General features: G+C 40.8%; 13 protein-coding genes. 10 read left to right on the forward strand and 3 right to left on the reverse strand.

What is annotated here, in order from left to right; all coding sequences use genetic code 11:
• Window positions 1-151 precede the first annotated feature (151 nt).
• From ACZ5XR_RS08750 to ACZ5XR_RS08760, 3 genes are read left to right on the forward strand one after another with little or no spacing between them, the layout of a single operon-like run.
• Entirely contained in the window at window positions 152-1,012 is an 861-nt protein-coding gene (locus tag ACZ5XR_RS08750) for a carbon-nitrogen hydrolase family protein (RefSeq protein WP_464501273.1), read from the forward strand.
• A 19-nt stretch (window positions 1,013-1,031) separates the two neighbouring features.
• Complete coding sequence (locus tag ACZ5XR_RS08755; protein ID WP_464501274.1) at window positions 1,032-1,697, forward strand: GNAT family N-acetyltransferase; 666 nt, start codon at window positions 1,032-1,034, stop codon at window positions 1,695-1,697.
• A gap of 14 nt (window positions 1,698-1,711) precedes the next feature.
• On the forward strand, window positions 1,712-2,383 hold the full coding sequence (locus ACZ5XR_RS08760; RefSeq protein WP_464501275.1) for a GNAT family N-acetyltransferase: 672 nt from the start codon (window positions 1,712-1,714) through the stop codon (window positions 2,381-2,383).
• Between the two features lie 192 nt (window positions 2,384-2,575).
• Here ACZ5XR_RS08760 and ACZ5XR_RS08765 read toward each other — a convergent pair whose 3' ends face one another.
• A complete protein-coding gene (locus ACZ5XR_RS08765) occupies window positions 2,576-3,073 on the reverse strand; it encodes a cytochrome c biogenesis protein CcdC (RefSeq protein ID WP_464501276.1) in 498 nt (165 codons plus the stop codon).
• A gap of 220 nt (window positions 3,074-3,293) precedes the next feature.
• Entirely contained in the window at window positions 3,294-3,791 is a 498-nt protein-coding gene (locus tag ACZ5XR_RS08770) for a hypothetical protein (protein ID WP_464501277.1), read from the reverse strand.
• A gap of 393 nt (window positions 3,792-4,184) precedes the next feature.
• On the opposite strand from ACZ5XR_RS08770, the gene ACZ5XR_RS08775 reads away from it, so the two are divergent.
• The 3 genes from ACZ5XR_RS08775 (at window position 4,185) to ACZ5XR_RS08785 (ending at window position 8,956) form a co-directional block, all read left to right on the forward strand.
• Window positions 4,185-6,542: an FdhF/YdeP family oxidoreductase gene (locus ACZ5XR_RS08775; protein ID WP_464501278.1), complete on the forward strand. Its 2,358-nt coding sequence runs from the start codon at window positions 4,185-4,187 to the stop codon at window positions 6,540-6,542.
• A 50-nt stretch (window positions 6,543-6,592) separates the two neighbouring features.
• Window positions 6,593-7,390, forward strand: coding sequence for a formate dehydrogenase accessory sulfurtransferase FdhD (fdhD, locus tag ACZ5XR_RS08780; protein ID WP_464502267.1), 798 nt, complete (start codon window positions 6,593-6,595; stop codon window positions 7,388-7,390).
• Window positions 7,391-7,684: 294 nt separating this feature from the next.
• Complete coding sequence (locus tag ACZ5XR_RS08785; RefSeq protein ID WP_464501279.1) at window positions 7,685-8,956, forward strand: M20/M25/M40 family metallo-hydrolase; 1,272 nt, start codon at window positions 7,685-7,687, stop codon at window positions 8,954-8,956.
• A gap of 84 nt (window positions 8,957-9,040) precedes the next feature.
• Here the strand turns inward: ACZ5XR_RS08785 and ACZ5XR_RS08790 are convergent, their stop codons facing one another.
• Complete coding sequence (locus ACZ5XR_RS08790) at window positions 9,041-10,888, reverse strand: helix-turn-helix domain-containing protein (protein ID WP_464501280.1); 1,848 nt, start codon at window positions 10,886-10,888, stop codon at window positions 9,041-9,043.
• 278 nt (window positions 10,889-11,166) lie between these two features.
• On the opposite strand from ACZ5XR_RS08790, the gene ACZ5XR_RS08795 reads away from it, so the two are divergent.
• The 4 genes from ACZ5XR_RS08795 to ACZ5XR_RS08810 all read left to right on the forward strand — a co-directional run bounded on the left by ACZ5XR_RS08795 (window position 11,167) and on the right by ACZ5XR_RS08810 (window position 15,379).
• On the forward strand, window positions 11,167-12,414 hold the full coding sequence (locus tag ACZ5XR_RS08795) for a hydantoinase/carbamoylase family amidase (protein WP_464501281.1): 1,248 nt from the start codon (window positions 11,167-11,169) through the stop codon (window positions 12,412-12,414).
• 15 nt (window positions 12,415-12,429) lie between these two features.
• Window positions 12,430-13,614 carry a M20 family metallopeptidase gene (locus ACZ5XR_RS08800; RefSeq protein ID WP_464501282.1) on the forward strand — a complete coding sequence of 395 codons (1,185 nt, stop codon included), beginning with the start codon at window positions 12,430-12,432 and terminating at the stop codon, window positions 13,612-13,614.
• A 92-nt stretch (window positions 13,615-13,706) separates the two neighbouring features.
• A complete protein-coding gene (locus ACZ5XR_RS08805) occupies window positions 13,707-13,904 on the forward strand; it encodes a DUF3311 domain-containing protein (protein WP_464501283.1) in 198 nt (65 codons plus the stop codon).
• Entirely contained in the window at window positions 13,904-15,379 is a 1,476-nt protein-coding gene (locus ACZ5XR_RS08810) for a sodium:solute symporter family protein (protein WP_464501284.1), read from the forward strand. The genes ACZ5XR_RS08805 and ACZ5XR_RS08810 overlap by 1 nt, the downstream gene beginning before the upstream one ends.
• The last annotated feature ends 378 nt before the right edge of the window (window positions 15,380-15,757 follow it).

The raw sequence follows: 15,757 nt of genomic DNA on the forward strand, positions 1-15,757 counted from the left end.
CAATGGGTTCTTAAAAATCATTATCAAAAAAGTAAGACAAAAGAGACAGGAGTTAAGATCTCCTGTCTTTTTAATTCTTTAGCTTGTTAGCTTTGTTAATTTCGATAATAATAGGATTACATACTAATAATGAAAGAGGAAGAGGGAACCAATGAAATTAAGAGTTTCAGCAGTTCAATATCATCTCCACACGATTCATTCTTTTAATGAGTTTGCCAACCAAGTAGAGCATTATATAAAAACAGCAGAAGAATTTGGATCGGATTTTATCATTTTTCCTGAATTTTTCACCACGCAGCTAATGTCTGTTGGCAATAATAAAGGTGAAGCATTAACCATCCAAGAATTACCTGATTTTACTGAACAATATCGTTCATTATTTATAAATTTAGCTAAACAATATAAAATGCACATTGTCGGTGGTACTCATGTGATCCGTAAAAATGACCGAATTTATAACGTTGCCCATTTGTTTTACCCGGATGGACGAGTAGGAGAACAGGCAAAACTTCACATTACTCCGACTGAAGTAAATGAGTGGAATATGAGTCCTGGAGAATCGTTTGAGATTTTTGAAACAAAAAAAGGAAAAATCGCCATGTTAACGTGTTATGACATCGAATTTCCAGAAATCGTCCGAATGGCTAAGGCGAAAGGGGCAGACATCATCTTCTGTCCATCATGCACGGACGATCGCCACGGCTTTCATCGGGTTCGCTATACAAGCCATGCAAGAGCCATTGAAAATCAAGTATATATCGTAACGACGGGTACGGTAGGTTCACTGCCAACCGTTGATTTCATGCGTGCAAATTTTGGCCAGGCAGCAATCATTACTCCGAATGACATTCCATTCCCACCTAAAGGAATCGCAGTAGAAGGGGAATTGAATCAAGATATGATTGTCACAGCTGATCTTGATTTAGAGTTATTATATCAAGTTCGTGAAAAGGGATCTGTTACCACATGGCGCGACCGCCGAACAGATCTATACCCGGATTGGGAAACATAGTAGAGATAGGAGGGGCATCGTGTATCGAAAAGAATTTTTCGTTTTCAACCAAGATCATCCTGTCCCAGTGGTAATCCGTAATTATGAGGAAAGGGACTTTCCTGATTTAATTCGTATTCAGCAGGAAAGTTTTCCTCCCCCATTTCCATCCGAATTATGGTGGAATGAAGAGCAGTTAACAAACCATGTGACGTTATTTCCCTCTGGAGCTTTGTGCATTGAAGTGAATGGAGAAATTGCTGGTTCAATGACAGGATTGCTCATTAACTTTGATCCCGACCACCCAGACCATTCCTGGGAAGAGATAACAGACAATGGCTATATTCGCAACCATAACCCAAATGGAAATACTTTGTACGTTGTCGATATCAGCGTGCGTCCTTCTTACCGAAAATTAGGCTTAGGCAAGTGGTTGATATTTTCGATGTATGATGTGGTTGTTCATCTGGGTTTGGAAAGATTGCTCGGTGGAGGCAGGATGCCGGGTTATTATAAACAAGCAAAGGAAATGTCACCTGAACAATATCTCGATGCAGTCGTAAAAGGAGAGCTAAAAGATCCCGTTATCACTTTCTTACTTCGATGCGGCCGTACACCTGTTAAAATAGTAAAAGATTATTTAGATGATGAAGAATCATGTAATTTCGGAACATTAATGAAATGGAAAAATCCGTTTCACAGTTAAAAGGAGATGATTAAATGGAATATAGTAGAATTACCAATATTGAAGATCCGTTATTCAAACAAATGCATCAATTAATGCAGGATGTATTCCCACAGGAGGAAGTTTTAGAATTCGGACTTTGGAAAGAACCTTTGGAGGATCCGGGAATTCGGGTTTTTGTTGCCGATCATGAAGGAAAAGTGGTCGGGGCGACCGAGTATCGTTATTATGAGGATTTTAATGTTGCGATGACTGACTTTACCATCATAGGAGAAGCCGGTTTGGGGATTGGACCATTTTTAGCACAAAAAAGATTAGTGGATTTGAATGAATTAGCGGCCGCTAATGGTAAGAAATTATCAGGTATGTTCGCGGAAATCTATGATCCCTATCGTGTCGAACATTATGAATTTGGCGGAGTGAAGCCAATGGATCCTTATGTCCGCCGGGAAGTGCTGGCTCACCTGGGCTACAAACGACTTGATTTTCCTTATGTTCATCCGTCCTGGAACAATGATGGGGAAGCTGTAACAGGTCTTGACCTTTGTTTCCTTCCAATGAATGGGGAAATCTTCGAGTTGGACACAGACTTAATTGTGAAGTTTTTAAAAAGGTATTATACGGTTTTACCGAATAAACCTGAGTCCTGGTTTTCGATGATTGAAAACCTAGAAGCAAAAGAAAAAGTGGCATTATTATATTTTTAATAACTGTGCCCTCACAAATCCTTTTTAAATGGTTCAGATAAAGGAGACCATCTCAAAAATCATTTAAATGGTTCTGAGAGGGTCTTTAAATCTATTTGCTTATATTTTCATTTAAAATGGGTGCCATATTAGGATTCTTATTATATCCAAGATTACCGCGTGTGAAGAAATTGAAGTTTAATTAATATGAATTTATGCTTTAATTGGCAGAGTCTCTTTATCAAAAGCTCGTGACTGTTTTACCTTTCTAAATTTTACATAGGAGACAATTCCCCAAGGGACCACATAGCTGCAAGCGACTGTAAAGAAAAGCATACTTAAGCTTGCCGGATCCATGTCCGAAATAAATTGCCTTAATACGATTCGAATTGCCACGACGGCAATCAAAGCGATAAAAAAGGATTTATTTTTTTGTGCATAAATCTGTCCATCTTGTCGAATTTCATAATTGGTCGTCATCATAAGCGGAACAGCAAGCAATACACCGATGAACGATGCAACGCCAATCTCCCATATTTTTAAATGTAAATGAAAACTCGAATGGGCGTAAATCCCTGGTACTAGATAGAGGATCGGAAGTACTATTTTGATCCCTGACCCTTGAATCGGACGAACCATCGCCCTGGTCCTTCTCCAAAATACCAAACCTACAATCACAAGAATGATTCCATACATTGGTAATGCGTTCACTTTTCATTCTCCTTTTTCATGAGCTTATTTTAATTTTATTTTGTTTTCTATCTTACACTCTGATTATATGGCGGCTTTAATGACGAATGTAGTCACCTTCGTCAACACTTTTATGTGACTTAAGTCATATTTTGGAATTTGGTATTGCTTTTTCCACAATTACTGATAAAAAGACCTGCTCAGCCTCAGAGCAGGTCTTTTTATCAGTAATTGATGAGTGTTAGGGGATATACTGTTCCGTAATCTTCGTGATGACGTTATTTTTTATCTCAATATGAAAAGGAATTTGGTGGTCACGATTTCTTTCTTTCAAAAATTTGAGAAATTGGGATCTTGTCACTTTTTCATTCCATTTGATCGCGTAGTCATTACGGGTTTGCAAGATATATTGAGCGTTCTTTGAGATGGTAAAAGTACGAATCTTTGGATTTACATTTCTGATCCAGTAGCCATCAGGGGCATGGTCCATATCTTTACTACACTTGCAATCTTTTAGAAACTCTCGATCGGCCGCCTTTCCAACATACCATTGGATGTAGTCGAATTTTCCAACCCATTTCCCGTTTTTTAATTTAAATGAGGTGATATAAGTGGTTGCTTTAATTACTTTAGCATGCTTGGAATTAGTAGTCTTTGCATAAGATTCCAAACTGGTAGTAGACAGAACTAATAGGAACATGATGATGGTAATTGGAAACAACCTTTTTAATAACTTCATATGGATCCCCCTTCTCTTTATAAAACCATAGAAATACTATAAACCCTGAAAAATAAAAAGGGTGTCGAATGAAAGGGAGGTTAAAAAATATCTTTTGCATCATGTATCTGGTCATTAAAGCTGTAAAAGAGTAAAGGAAGAGAATTTGCAAATATTTTAATAATCAATTAAAATATTAACAACAGCAACGTAGTGTTAACCGAGGATGGACCGATTTGTCATCTCTAAAAATGATTGAAGGAAATGTATCCGCTTTCGGAGGAATGCCGTTGATATAATTGGCGGCGAGGTCCGTTAAAGGTTAACCACCTTGGAATCTATCATTCTGATATTTTGGGATGATTGTTTTCTCAGGTGGTTTTTTATTGGAATATTGTTCAAGGAGGAGTTTAAATGGGAAAAACCTTACATCCAGGTCCGCAAAACATCTCAAAAGTCCCTGCGCCCAAACACTGGGTCAGTCCGATTCCTTTTGGACTGGGAAAAATAAAACCAAAGCATATTCGCGATACCATGAAGGTATTTTGGGAAAATAAAGATAATATCGGTTACGCTGCCAATATCCTATCAAAAGGGGTGTGTGACGGCTGCGCGCTTGGTGTATCAGGGATGCACGACCAAACCCTAAAGGGTCCGCATCTGTGTACAACCCGGTTAAATGTTCTAAGGCTCAATACAATGCCTGCCATAACCCCTGAAATCCTTCATGCCGATATCGAAGAATTAAGGGAATATGACAGTACGGAGCTCCGCAAGCTTGGAAGAATTCCGTACCCATTGATCCGTCGAAGCGGTGAACGGAAATTCTCCCGCATTACATGGGATGAAGCAATGAATTTGATTGCAGACAAAATGAAAAAACTGGACCCGAAGCAATATGCCTTTTATCTCACCTCCCGCGGGATTACTAATGAAAGCTATTATGTAGCGGAAAAAGTGGCTCGTTTTCTTGGCACCAATCATATTGATAACGCTTCCAGGATCTGTCATGCCCCGAGTAAAACGGCGTTAAAACGCTCCATTGGGGTTGGGGCTTCCACCTGCAATTATTTAGACTGGATTGGAACAGATGTATTATTGTTTTGGGGCAGTGTCGCTTCGAATTCATCACCTGTATCGACCAAATATATGTTGGAAGCAAAGAAAAAAGGAACGAAAATCATTGTCGTCAACCCATACCGGGAACCGGCGATGGATGAGTATTGGATTCCTTCGAACCCTGAATCTGCTTTATTCGGAACCAAAGTCGCCGATGATTTTTATCAAGTCAACATTGGCGGGGACATTGCGTTCATGCACGGAATCATCAAACATTGGTTTACTATGGAAGAAAACCAATTTGGTTCAGCGATTAACCATGAATTTGTAAAAGCCAATGTGAAGGGCTATGAGGAACTAAAGCAAAAAGTCGGGGAGCAATCATGGGAGCGGATTGTGGAATCCTCAGGTGTTGTGAAAGAACGAATTATTGAATTAGCCGAATTGCTGGCTTCCAGTAAAAATGCCGTCTATGCTTGGGCGCTCGGGCTTACGATGCATTCGTTTGCAACCGATAATATCTCCCAGGTGGCCAATCTGGCGCTTTTAAGGGGACATCTTGGAAGCAAATTTAACGGACTGATGCCATTTCGCGGACACTCCAGTGTTCAGGGAAGCAGCGAAATGGGGGCAGACCCATTCAGCCTGCCTGGCGGTGGCTGGGACCGTAACAATGTCGAGCGGATCGAACAGCTTTGGGGCTTTGAACTGCCTAAATGGCAGGGGGATATTGTCGGGGTGACATTGGAAAATATTGACCTTCCTGACAATCATGAGCGAAAAATCAAACTCTACTATTTATCGGGCGGAAACTTCCTGGAAACGATGCCGGATCCTGATTTTATTAAAGAAGCCTTATCTGAGCTGGAAGTTCGGGTTCATCAGGATATCATCTTAAACACTTCAACATTGGTTGATGCAAAAGAAGCAGTTATTGTGCTCCCGGCAAAAACACGGTATGAACAAGAAGACGGCGGGACCAGTACGTCAACAGAACGAATGGTTTATTTTTCGCCTGAGATTCCGGGTAATAAAAATAGAATAGAAGAAGCCAGGACAGAATGGAAGATTTATATCGATCTGGCGAAGCGCGTGAAACCAGAAAGTGCTTACATGGTTGATTTTGAAAACGGATTCAGTATCCGCGAAGAAATTGCTAAAGCAAATCCAGATTATAACGGCATCCAGCACTTGAAAAAGCAGGGGGATGTGTTCCAGTGGGGCGGCGCCTGGTTATGTGAAGACGGCGTCTGTCCGACGAAAGATGGGAAGGCGAGCTTAATTCCGGTCGATATTCCCAATTTAAATCGCAAGCCTGAACAATTTATCGTTACGACACGAAGAGGAAAGCAATTTAATTCCATGGTTTATAAAGAGGTGGATCCGCAAAACGGAGCAGGACGTTATGATGTCCTTATGAATGCACAGGATGCGGAGAGACTGAGTATTGTGGAAGGGGAAGGAATTGTGGTTTATAACGGGTTCGGTGTCTTCCAAGGCACAGCGAAATTCGTTGAAATTGCCCCGGGGAATATCGAAGTGCACTTCCCGGAAGGCAACTTTCTGCTGCCGCGCGGCCGTTACGAGAAATTTTCCGGCATTCCCGATTACAATATTACAGTCTATCTGGAAAAAGCAGAACGATACAATGCCCGGAAAGATACCGGTTACTTGGAAAAACAAATTCCTGATCTTGAAACGGAGATCGGATAAGCACAAAGCTTCTTAAAGGGAAGGAGTGAAAATAGGTGTGTAAGGAGATCATGGTTTCAGAAAACATTGTCAGGTTTATCGGCGAGGAATTTGTTGAGGAACAGGATGATATAGCCGTTGAATCAGCATTAACCATTATTTTAGATGGCACCGAGTTTGCCACAATGGTTTGCACCCCATCGGAACTGGAGGAATTGGTTGTTGGATTTTTAGCGTCAGAAGGTGTCATTCGAATCTATCAAGATATCAAATCCCTTCATATTGATGAGGACAGAGGCTTTGCCTACGTAGACCTGGTTAACCAAATGTCCGTCCAAAAAGAGTTTCATTCGAAGCGCTTTATTGGCTCCTGCTGTGGTAAAGGGCGCCAATTTTACTTTCACAACGATGTCAAAACAGCCAAGACTGTAAAGACAGGCTTAACGATTTCACCGAAGCAATGCCTTGGTTTAATGGCAAAACTACAGGAAGGTTCTACCCATTTTAGGCGGACAGGCGGCGTTCATAATGCGGCTTTGTGCACAACCGACGGAATTGTTTTATCCAGAATGGATATCGGCAGGCATAATGCTTTAGATAAACTTTATGGGTACTGCATAATGAACGGTCTTTCATTGAAAGATAAGCTGATAGCCTTTAGCGGAAGAATCTCCTCAGAGGTGCTGCTTAAGGCCGCCAAGATTGGAGTGGGCATTATTCTTTCGAAATCTGCCCCAACCAATCTGGCTCTCGGGTTGGCAAACGAACTCGGAATAACGGTAGTAGGATTTATCCGTGAAAACGGCCTAAATGTGTACACCCATCAGGAACGGATACACGGTATTGCCGCTAATTGTCATACTAATTAGGAGAAACGCTTGCGTTTCTCTTTTTATTTTCTGTTCTTCCAAAATGAGGATATCGTTTACAGATACATATTTTAAAAAACATACAAATCTTACACCGACGGAAGTTCGGATTGAAAGTTTTAGCGGCCATTTAAATCAATATTCAAATTAGAGTGTAGTAAATTACTGCACTTTTTTTATTGAAACATATGAACCATACGAAATATAGTAGAGAAAATAGGGGTTGATAAATTTCTAGAATAGCGAGAATATATTGATAGATTCAAATCTAAATTCCAACGAGGGGGAACTCAAATGGCCAATAGGATTGTGAACAGCAAACATAATGCATTAGATTTAGTATCAAAGGAAACAAAGTCCATTTTTGATGTTTTAAAAAGAGATTCGAAGGTGAAAGCAGGTCTTGATTTCCTTGAACAGGATAATGAAAACACCACTTTGGAACAAATAGCGATAACAGAAATATCTGCTCCAACCTTTAAAGAGCAGGAGCGTGGTCTGGATTATCAAAAGAGATTAATAGAATATGGACTAAAGAATGTTGTAGTAGACAAACAGGGCAATGTGTTCGGGATCCGGCCAGGGATAGGGGGAGGACCGAAGCTGGTCGTTTCTGCCCATCTGGATACGGTGTTTCCCGAAGGTACGGACGTAAAAGCGAAACAACGGGATGGAAGGATTTATGCCCCAGGAATTTCTGATGATGGAAGAGGGCTGGCCTCTGTTCTAACTCTATTAAGGACTTTTGAAAAAGCGGGTATCCAGACAACCGGAGATATTGTTTTTGGTGCAACGGTAGGAGAAGAAGGCTTAGGGGATTTAAATGGTGTCAAGGCACTTTTCGAAAACAACCGCGATATCGACGGTTTTATTTCAATCGAGCCTGGAGCACCTGACCGTATTACATACCTCGGAACGGGAAGCCGAAGGTACCATGTGACATTTACCGGACCGGGCGGACACAGTTTTACTGATTTTGGGAGGCCAAGTGCCATCCATGCATTGGGAAGAGCTATTTCCAGGATCAGTGATATCCAAACTCCGAAAGAGCCGAAAACGACATTTAATGTTGGCACCATACAGGGCGGAACTTCCATCAATACGATTTCAGCTCGTGCGGAAATGCTAATCGATATGCGCTCCAATTCTCCGGTTGCGTTAACGGAATTAGAAGATAAAGTGATGGAGATCATTCAAAATGCTGCGGAAGAAGAAAATAAACGATGGGAAACAAATGAAATGAAAGTGGAAATGAAACTCGTAGGCGACAGACCGGCTGGGTCACAGCCAGAAGACAGTATGATTGTGCAGGCCGCACTGGCCTCTTGTGCTGCACTTGGACTTGAGCCCAATTTGGATGAATCAAGCAGTACTGATTCAAATGTTCCCATCAGCCTGGGAATCCCGGCCGTTACCCTCGGAGGCGGCGGAGAGTTTGGCGGCTGCCATACACTTGATGAATTTTATAATCCAACTGATGCCTTTTATGGAGTTCAAACTATCTTTTTAACCATTCTTGGTTTGGTTGGGGTAGAAAATGTCAGTCAGCCACTTTTAACAAAATAATCCACTTTATGTAACATCAAAAACCGTCGATATTCTAACGGGAAATAAATGAAAGGCGCCCTATCCTAATTAGGGCGCCTTATTTTATACCTGTAGAGTAAGCTTATCTTTCAATAAAGGATAAAGGCTTACCGCCAGATGGATATTTAAAAATTGTTGGCTGTCCGATAGATCAGTGGAAAGAATTTCTTCAATCCTTTTTAAACGGTACATTAAGGTGTTGGTATGAACATGGATCGATTCAGCTGCTTCCTTCGCATTTTGATTGTTGTCAAGATACGCGAAAAGAGAAGGGAGAAGCTCCCCTTTCCTGGATTGGTCATATTCTAACAGGGGTCTTAGAACTTCCATAATAAAATCAATCAGTTCCTCCTCGGTATTTTGAAGGAGAAGCCTTTGGACACCGAGATCTTTATAACTGACTACCCGGTTTTCCCCGCCGTAACTTTGCAGGAATTGAAGACATTTTGCTGCTTCCTGCATTGATTTAGTAACCTTTAATAAACTTGAGTGGATTCGGCCAATTCCGATTGAAATACTGGTCCCCCAATTTTTCATCTGAATTTCCTGCTGGAACTTTGATACAAGCTCCTTTACCTGATGGTGTGCGTACGATGTTGAGACTTTTTGTTGAAAAGTAAGGAGTACAACGATTTGATCGTGATTCCGGACTGCCATTCCTTTTAAGAAATTTTTTAAAAACGCTCGATTGCACAATTGAACAAGATGCCGGATGATGCTGCTCCTTTTATGAGTATTGTCCATTTCGTCCAGATGGATCACGACAGCTAAATAATCCCCCATAGGGTCGAAATCCATTTGTTTTGCTTTTTGAAGAATGGTGCCATCTATTTTACCGGAAAAGAGAACATCAATTAGTTCCTCATTTAATTTTTCCTGTGCATCAAATATCGCTTGTTCTTTTACCAGCTCTAGTGAGATAACGGTACAGGCATGCTCTAAGGCGGCAAAATCTACATCGCGCATTTTTTCATTGGAAACGATAATTAGTGATCCATAAAGCGTTGGCTTAGCACCAATTGGAAGTACCGTAATACACTGATTTGCCTTTTTCATTTGAAAATTATGAAATGAACGTACGTTTGTGGGGGATTTAATTGATTCTTGTGCCATTTCCCTTATTATTAACAATTCCTCAATGGAAAGCGTGTTTTTATGAGCATTAGAAATCAATTCACCAAGATCGTCAAACAACAAAACAGTGTGTCCGGTTGTTTCGTTCAAATAGGTAATGATGGAATCAAGACCTTCCCCGTGTAATACAAGTTCAGCTAGTCTATTATGGATATCCACCGAGCGGGAAAGCATTTCATTTTGTTTTGTTATCGTATTATTTAAATATTCAAGCTGCCTCACCGTCTGTTCTTGCTCCCTGTAAAGATTCGCTTTCTCAAGAGCTACAGCTGCTTGATGGGCAATCGCTGTTAATAGATTAATATCTTCAGGGATAAAGTGGAGCGATGGATCAAAAGAATCGAGTGTAATTACTCCGATGCATTGTCCTTTTAACATAATCGGCGCGCAAATCGATGAATAAGGAAGCGTTGGAATCGATTGATCCATTAGTGAATAATTGGATGCTGAAAGAGTTGTCATAGCTTTTTCCACTTCCGTCCGGTTATGGAAAATCAAGCATTTCTGTGCGGTAAATGCTAGACCAGTCATGGATTCGCCTGGTTTTAACCTTACCCCAGTAATTTCTGATGTAAAGTTGCTGTCAGACTTTGGGATAAGGAGATCTAGTTTTGGGTCATAAATGAATAAAACACCGCCATGGGCCGCATCTATGACTGAAACTGTTTGCACCATAATCGAATCAATAATGGTATCGATATCCAGGGAAGAGTTTAATACATTGGAGACATGAATTAATGACTGCAGTTGACGATGGCTAAGAGTTTCCTTCATCATGCACCTCACAATCTAATTATTTTGGAATAATGTAAAAATTTATTTCTTTTGTCTATTGTAACAAACTATTCTGGTGGATGTGTGGTTTTTATAAGGAAATATGAGGTTAAGGGCATTTTGTTGTGATGTTTTTGTGTGTTTTCACAAATTGTTTATTGAAAACTTTGTAGAAAATGACATAACAAATATTCTGAAAAGTTTTATAATAAAAATAATTAATAAAGGACAAGCCCACAAAAATTAAATCTTAAACCGACTGTGGCGGAAAGGAGAAAACATTGATTAACGAAGAAAGATTATGGAATAGACTGCAGCTTCTAAGTGAAATTGGAAAAACAGAAACGGGGGGAGTCACCCGCTTATCCTTTACGGCTGAAGAACGAGCAGCAAAAGACCTAGTAGCTGCATTTATGAAAGAAGCAGGATTGCAAGTTCGGGAGGATGAGGTTGGAAACCTAATTGGCAGGAAGGAAGGATTAAATCCGGATGCACCTGTCGTATTAGTTGGTTCCCATGTAGATTCTGTTTTCAATGGCGGGAATTTTGATGGACCACTTGGTGTATTAGCAGCGGTTGATGCACTCCAAGTCATGAATGAACAGGGTATTGAAACAGAACATCCCCTTGAAGTAATCGCTTTTACGGATGAAGAGGGGGCAAGATTCAGTTTTGGTATGATTGGCAGCCGAGGAATCGCAGGCACTCTAACGCAGGAGGAATTGCTTAATAAGGATAAGCAGGGAATCACGGTTGCCGAGGCGTTCGTCGCGAACGGACTCCGGCCGGATGAAATAGGTAAAGCAAAGCGCTTGCCTGAGGATGTTAAAGCGTATATCGAACTTCATATTGAACAAGGGAAAGTACTTGAAGGTCAAAACCTCTCAGCCGGAATTGTTACTGGAATTGCCGGCCCGTTATGGCTCAAGTTCATTTTAGAAGGAGAAGTTGGACATGCAGGTACGACTCCGATGGCAATTAGGCATGATGCTTTGTCTGCGGCAGCAAGAGTGATGCTTGCGATTGAAGCTGAAGCGGCCAAGACTGGAACCACTGTTGGTACTGTAGGACAAGTTCAGGTGCTTCCGGGAGGAATCAACATCATCCCTGGACGGGTCGAATTTTCATTAGACCTTCGAGATATTAGTGAAGCGGTACGCGATGAGGTAGAGAAGAAGATTAGGGAACAGGCTGGACAGATTTGTGAGGCTCAAGGGGTTAAGTTAACGATTGAAGAACTGCAGCGGGTTGCACCGGCCCCTTGTTCTGAATTAGTAAAGAATGCGGAAAAGGACGCTTTTGAAAAATTAGGTCTTCAAACCACATATCTTCCAAGTGGTGCAGGACATGACGGGATGCAGTTGATCGATTTATGTCCAATGGGGATGTTATTCATCCGCTCAAAGAATGGAATCAGTCATGATCCGGCTGAATGGAGTTCGAAAAAAGACTGTACAGACGGAGCCAATGTTCTTTTTCATACGATATTAAATTTAGCAGTCCAAAAAGTGAATGTAGCATCAAATTAATAGGAGATGACAAACATGAGTGTCAGCACAATCGTTGATCTGAATCAATTAGCAGAAGAAACAAAAGCGCAAGTGATTTCCTGGAGAAGGCATTTGCATCAAAATCCTGAACTTTCTTTCCATGAAGAAAAGACAGCTCAATTTATATATGATACATTACAATCCTTTGGGAACTTGGAAATTTCCCGTCCGACAAAAACGAGTGTGATGGCCCGATTGATTGGCTCTAAGCCAGGAAAAACACTTGCCATTCGTGCAGATATGGATGCATTGCCAATCCAGGAAGAGAACACTTTCGAATTTGCCTCCCAAAACCCTGGTGTCATGCATGCTTGTGGCCACGACGGTCATACAGCCATGCTGCTTGGTACGGCAAAAATTCTTTCAGGTCTAAAGGAGCAGATGAAAGGAGAAGTTCGTTTCTTGTTCCAGCATGCAGAGGAGCTTTTCCCTGGTGGTGCAGAGGAAATGGTTCAAGCGGGAGTAATGGATGGGGTTGACCTTGTAATCGGAACACACCTTTGGTCACCGATTGAAAAAGGCAAAGTGGGCGTTGTTTACGGCTCGATGATGGCTGCTCCAGATACCTTCTGGATTACTGTTAATGGAAAAGGCGGGCACGCTGCACTTCCACACCAAACAGTCGATTCAATCGCTGTTGCAGCACAGGTTGTAACGAACCTTCAGCATATTGTATCAAGGAATACGGACCCATTGGATAGTTTAGTACTTTCTGTGACCCAATTTATTGGTGGAACAACGCACAATGTAATTCCTGGAGTTGTTAAAATTTGCGGTACAGTGCGAAGCTTTGATTCAACACTCCGTGAAACCATTCCAGGAAAAATGGAACGCGTCATTAAGGGAATCACCGAAGCACATGAAGCGACTTACGAGTTTAAATATGAATTTGGCTATCGTCCAGTGATCAATGATCACGAAGTGACAGCGGTCATTGAAGAAACGGTGCGGGAAGTATTTGGAGAAGAAGCACTTGATATGATGAGACCCAATATGGGTGGAGAGGATTTCTCTGCATTCATGGAAAAAGCTCCAGGCTGTTACTTCTATGTTGGAGCGGGAAATGAGGAGCAGGGGATCACTTATCCTCATCATCACGAACGCTTCACAATCGATGAGGATGCACTAGCGATCGGTGTAAAAACATTCCTTCATGCCACCTTTAAGTTTTTAGCTTAAGTGATCAACGGAACCTTCTAATATATAGAAATGCTGGAAGGTTCCGTATCATCATTACTACTTTTTAATCAATTAAATGGGGGGAGTATTTTATGAAAATACAGAACATTCTAGCAATATTACCTTTTATCGGTTTACTCGGAGGAATTTATTTTGTCAATCAAGTCACTCCCTACGTATTCGGGATGCCTTTTATCCTCTTTTACATTGTCTTGTGGGTAGTTCTTACTTCAGGAATTATGGCAATCATTTTCAAAATGGACCCAGCGAATAGGGAGGAGGAAATTTAATGAATACAGCATTAATTATCATTTTCGGATTTTTAGCATTGTCCATCTTCCTTGGTGTACAGGCACAAAAGGGCAAGGAAATGAGCCTTGAGCAATGGTCTATAGGGGGACGCGGCTTCGGAACGATCTTCGTATTTCTATTAATGGCGGGGGAAATTTATACAACCTTTACCTTCCTGGGTGGTAGCGGTTGGGCTTACGGTAAAGGCGGTCCTACTTTTTATATCTTAGGCTACGGCTGTTTAGCTTATATCATGTCTTATTGGTTACTTCCGGCTATTTGGAAATATGCAAAAGAAAAAAAATTAATGTCTCAACCCGATTTCTTTGTAAGTAAATATAAAAGCCCTGCTCTTGGTATTTTAGTATCTATTGTAGGTGTAGTAGCTCTTATCCCATATCTTGTCCTTCAAATTAAAGGTTTAGGAATTATCGTTTCAGAGGCATCTGGTGGTTCTATTTCATCCACTGCAGCGATCTGGATTGGCGTAATTTCCGTTACAGTTTACGTTATGATCTCAGGGATTCACGGCTCTGCTTGGACAGCTGTAATCAAAGATATCATGATTCTCGGTGTTGTTTTATTCTTGGGAATTTATTTACCATTCCATTATTATGGCGGCTTCCAGCCGATGTTTGAAGCAATTGAGGCAGCAAAACCCGGTTTCCTTGCTCTTCCTGCAACAGGATTAAGTCCATCTTGGTTCGTTTCGACGGTGCTCTTAACAGCGCTAGGTTTCTATATGTGGCCGCACACATTTGGGTCGATCTATTCTGCACAAAATTCAAAGGTTTTCCGCAAAAATGCCATTATCATGCCGCTTTATCAACTCGTGTTATTGTTTGTATTCTTTGTAGGTTTTGCGGCCATCCTTCAGGTTAAAGGTTTAGAGGGAGCAGACGGCGACCTTTCCTTATTAAAGCTATCCATGCAGACATTTGATCCATGGGTCGTCGGATTAATCGGAGCCGCTGGCCTATTAACCGCAATCGTTCCTGGTTCGATGATCATGATGGCAGCGTCTACTCTATTAGCGAAAAACGTTTATAAGGTTTTTGTACCAAAAGCTTCTGATAAACAAATTTCAAAACTTGCCAAGAATTTAGTACCAGTGGTTGCACTAATCGCATTATTCTTTACTTTTAAAGGTGGAGACACGCTGGTAACCTTGTTATTAATGGGTTATAGCCTTGTAACACAATTGTTCCCAGCATTGGTATTTAGCTTGTCTAAAAAGAACATTATTACAAAAGCAGGTGCTTTTGCAGGTATTACTATTGGAGTGTTAACGGTTGCCTATATTACAATAAGCGCATCTACTGTTGGGACACTCTTCCCTGCTCTTCCGCAATTTGTGAAAGACCTCAATGTGGGGGTTATCGCATTAGTCATCAATCTAGTTGTTACATTCGGTGTCAGCTTTGCTACGAAATCATTCAATGTCTCCCGCAACACTAATGAGCATGTAGCTTAATAAATTTGGATCAAAACAAAAAGGCGTCTCATAGCGCCTTTTTTTTGCCTTGTCTCGTGATTTTTTTCCACTTCTGAATAATCTATATTAAGTTACAAGTGCAAGAAATTCTTTTTCACGAAAGGGTGATAATGATGGGAAAAAACTCGAACAACAGCAATAAAAACTCTGGATCCTCGAAGAATAGCAATAGCAATAATAAGAACAATAGCAATAACAAAAACAATAGCAATAACAAAAACAATAGCAATAATAAAAACAACAATAAAAACAATAATTCGAAATCAAGTAACAATAATAAGAACAAATAAGGTGACCATGAATATTTTAATGAGAAGAGGAGATCTGTATAAAATCCTCTTTTTTCTTATTTATTTG

The organism is Neobacillus sp. Fa239 (assembly GCF_055395235.1).

What these genes read in the sequence shown, in the direction of transcription:
- ACZ5XR_RS08750 (WP_464501273.1), top strand. Translation starts at nt 152, where the DNA reads ATGAAATTAAGAGTTTCAGCAGTTCAATATCATCTCCACACGATTCAT.
- ACZ5XR_RS08760 (WP_464501275.1), top strand. Translation starts at nt 1,712, where the DNA reads ATGGAATATAGTAGAATTACCAATATTGAAGATCCGTTATTCAAACAA.
- ACZ5XR_RS08770 (WP_464501277.1), bottom strand. Translation starts at nt 3,791, where the DNA reads ATGAAGTTATTAAAAAGGTTGTTTCCAATTACCATCATCATGTTCCTA.
- ACZ5XR_RS08775 (WP_464501278.1), top strand. Translation starts at nt 4,185, where the DNA reads ATGGGAAAAACCTTACATCCAGGTCCGCAAAACATCTCAAAAGTCCCT.
- fdhD (WP_464502267.1), top strand. Translation starts at nt 6,593, where the DNA reads ATGGTTTCAGAAAACATTGTCAGGTTTATCGGCGAGGAATTTGTTGAG.
- ACZ5XR_RS08785 (WP_464501279.1), top strand. Translation starts at nt 7,685, where the DNA reads ATGGCCAATAGGATTGTGAACAGCAAACATAATGCATTAGATTTAGTA.
- ACZ5XR_RS08790 (WP_464501280.1), bottom strand. Translation starts at nt 10,888, where the DNA reads ATGATGAAGGAAACTCTTAGCCATCGTCAACTGCAGTCATTAATTCAT.
- ACZ5XR_RS08800 (WP_464501282.1), top strand. Translation starts at nt 12,430, where the DNA reads ATGAGTGTCAGCACAATCGTTGATCTGAATCAATTAGCAGAAGAAACA.
- ACZ5XR_RS08805 (WP_464501283.1), top strand. Translation starts at nt 13,707, where the DNA reads ATGAAAATACAGAACATTCTAGCAATATTACCTTTTATCGGTTTACTC.
- ACZ5XR_RS08810 (WP_464501284.1), top strand. Translation starts at nt 13,904, where the DNA reads ATGAATACAGCATTAATTATCATTTTCGGATTTTTAGCATTGTCCATC.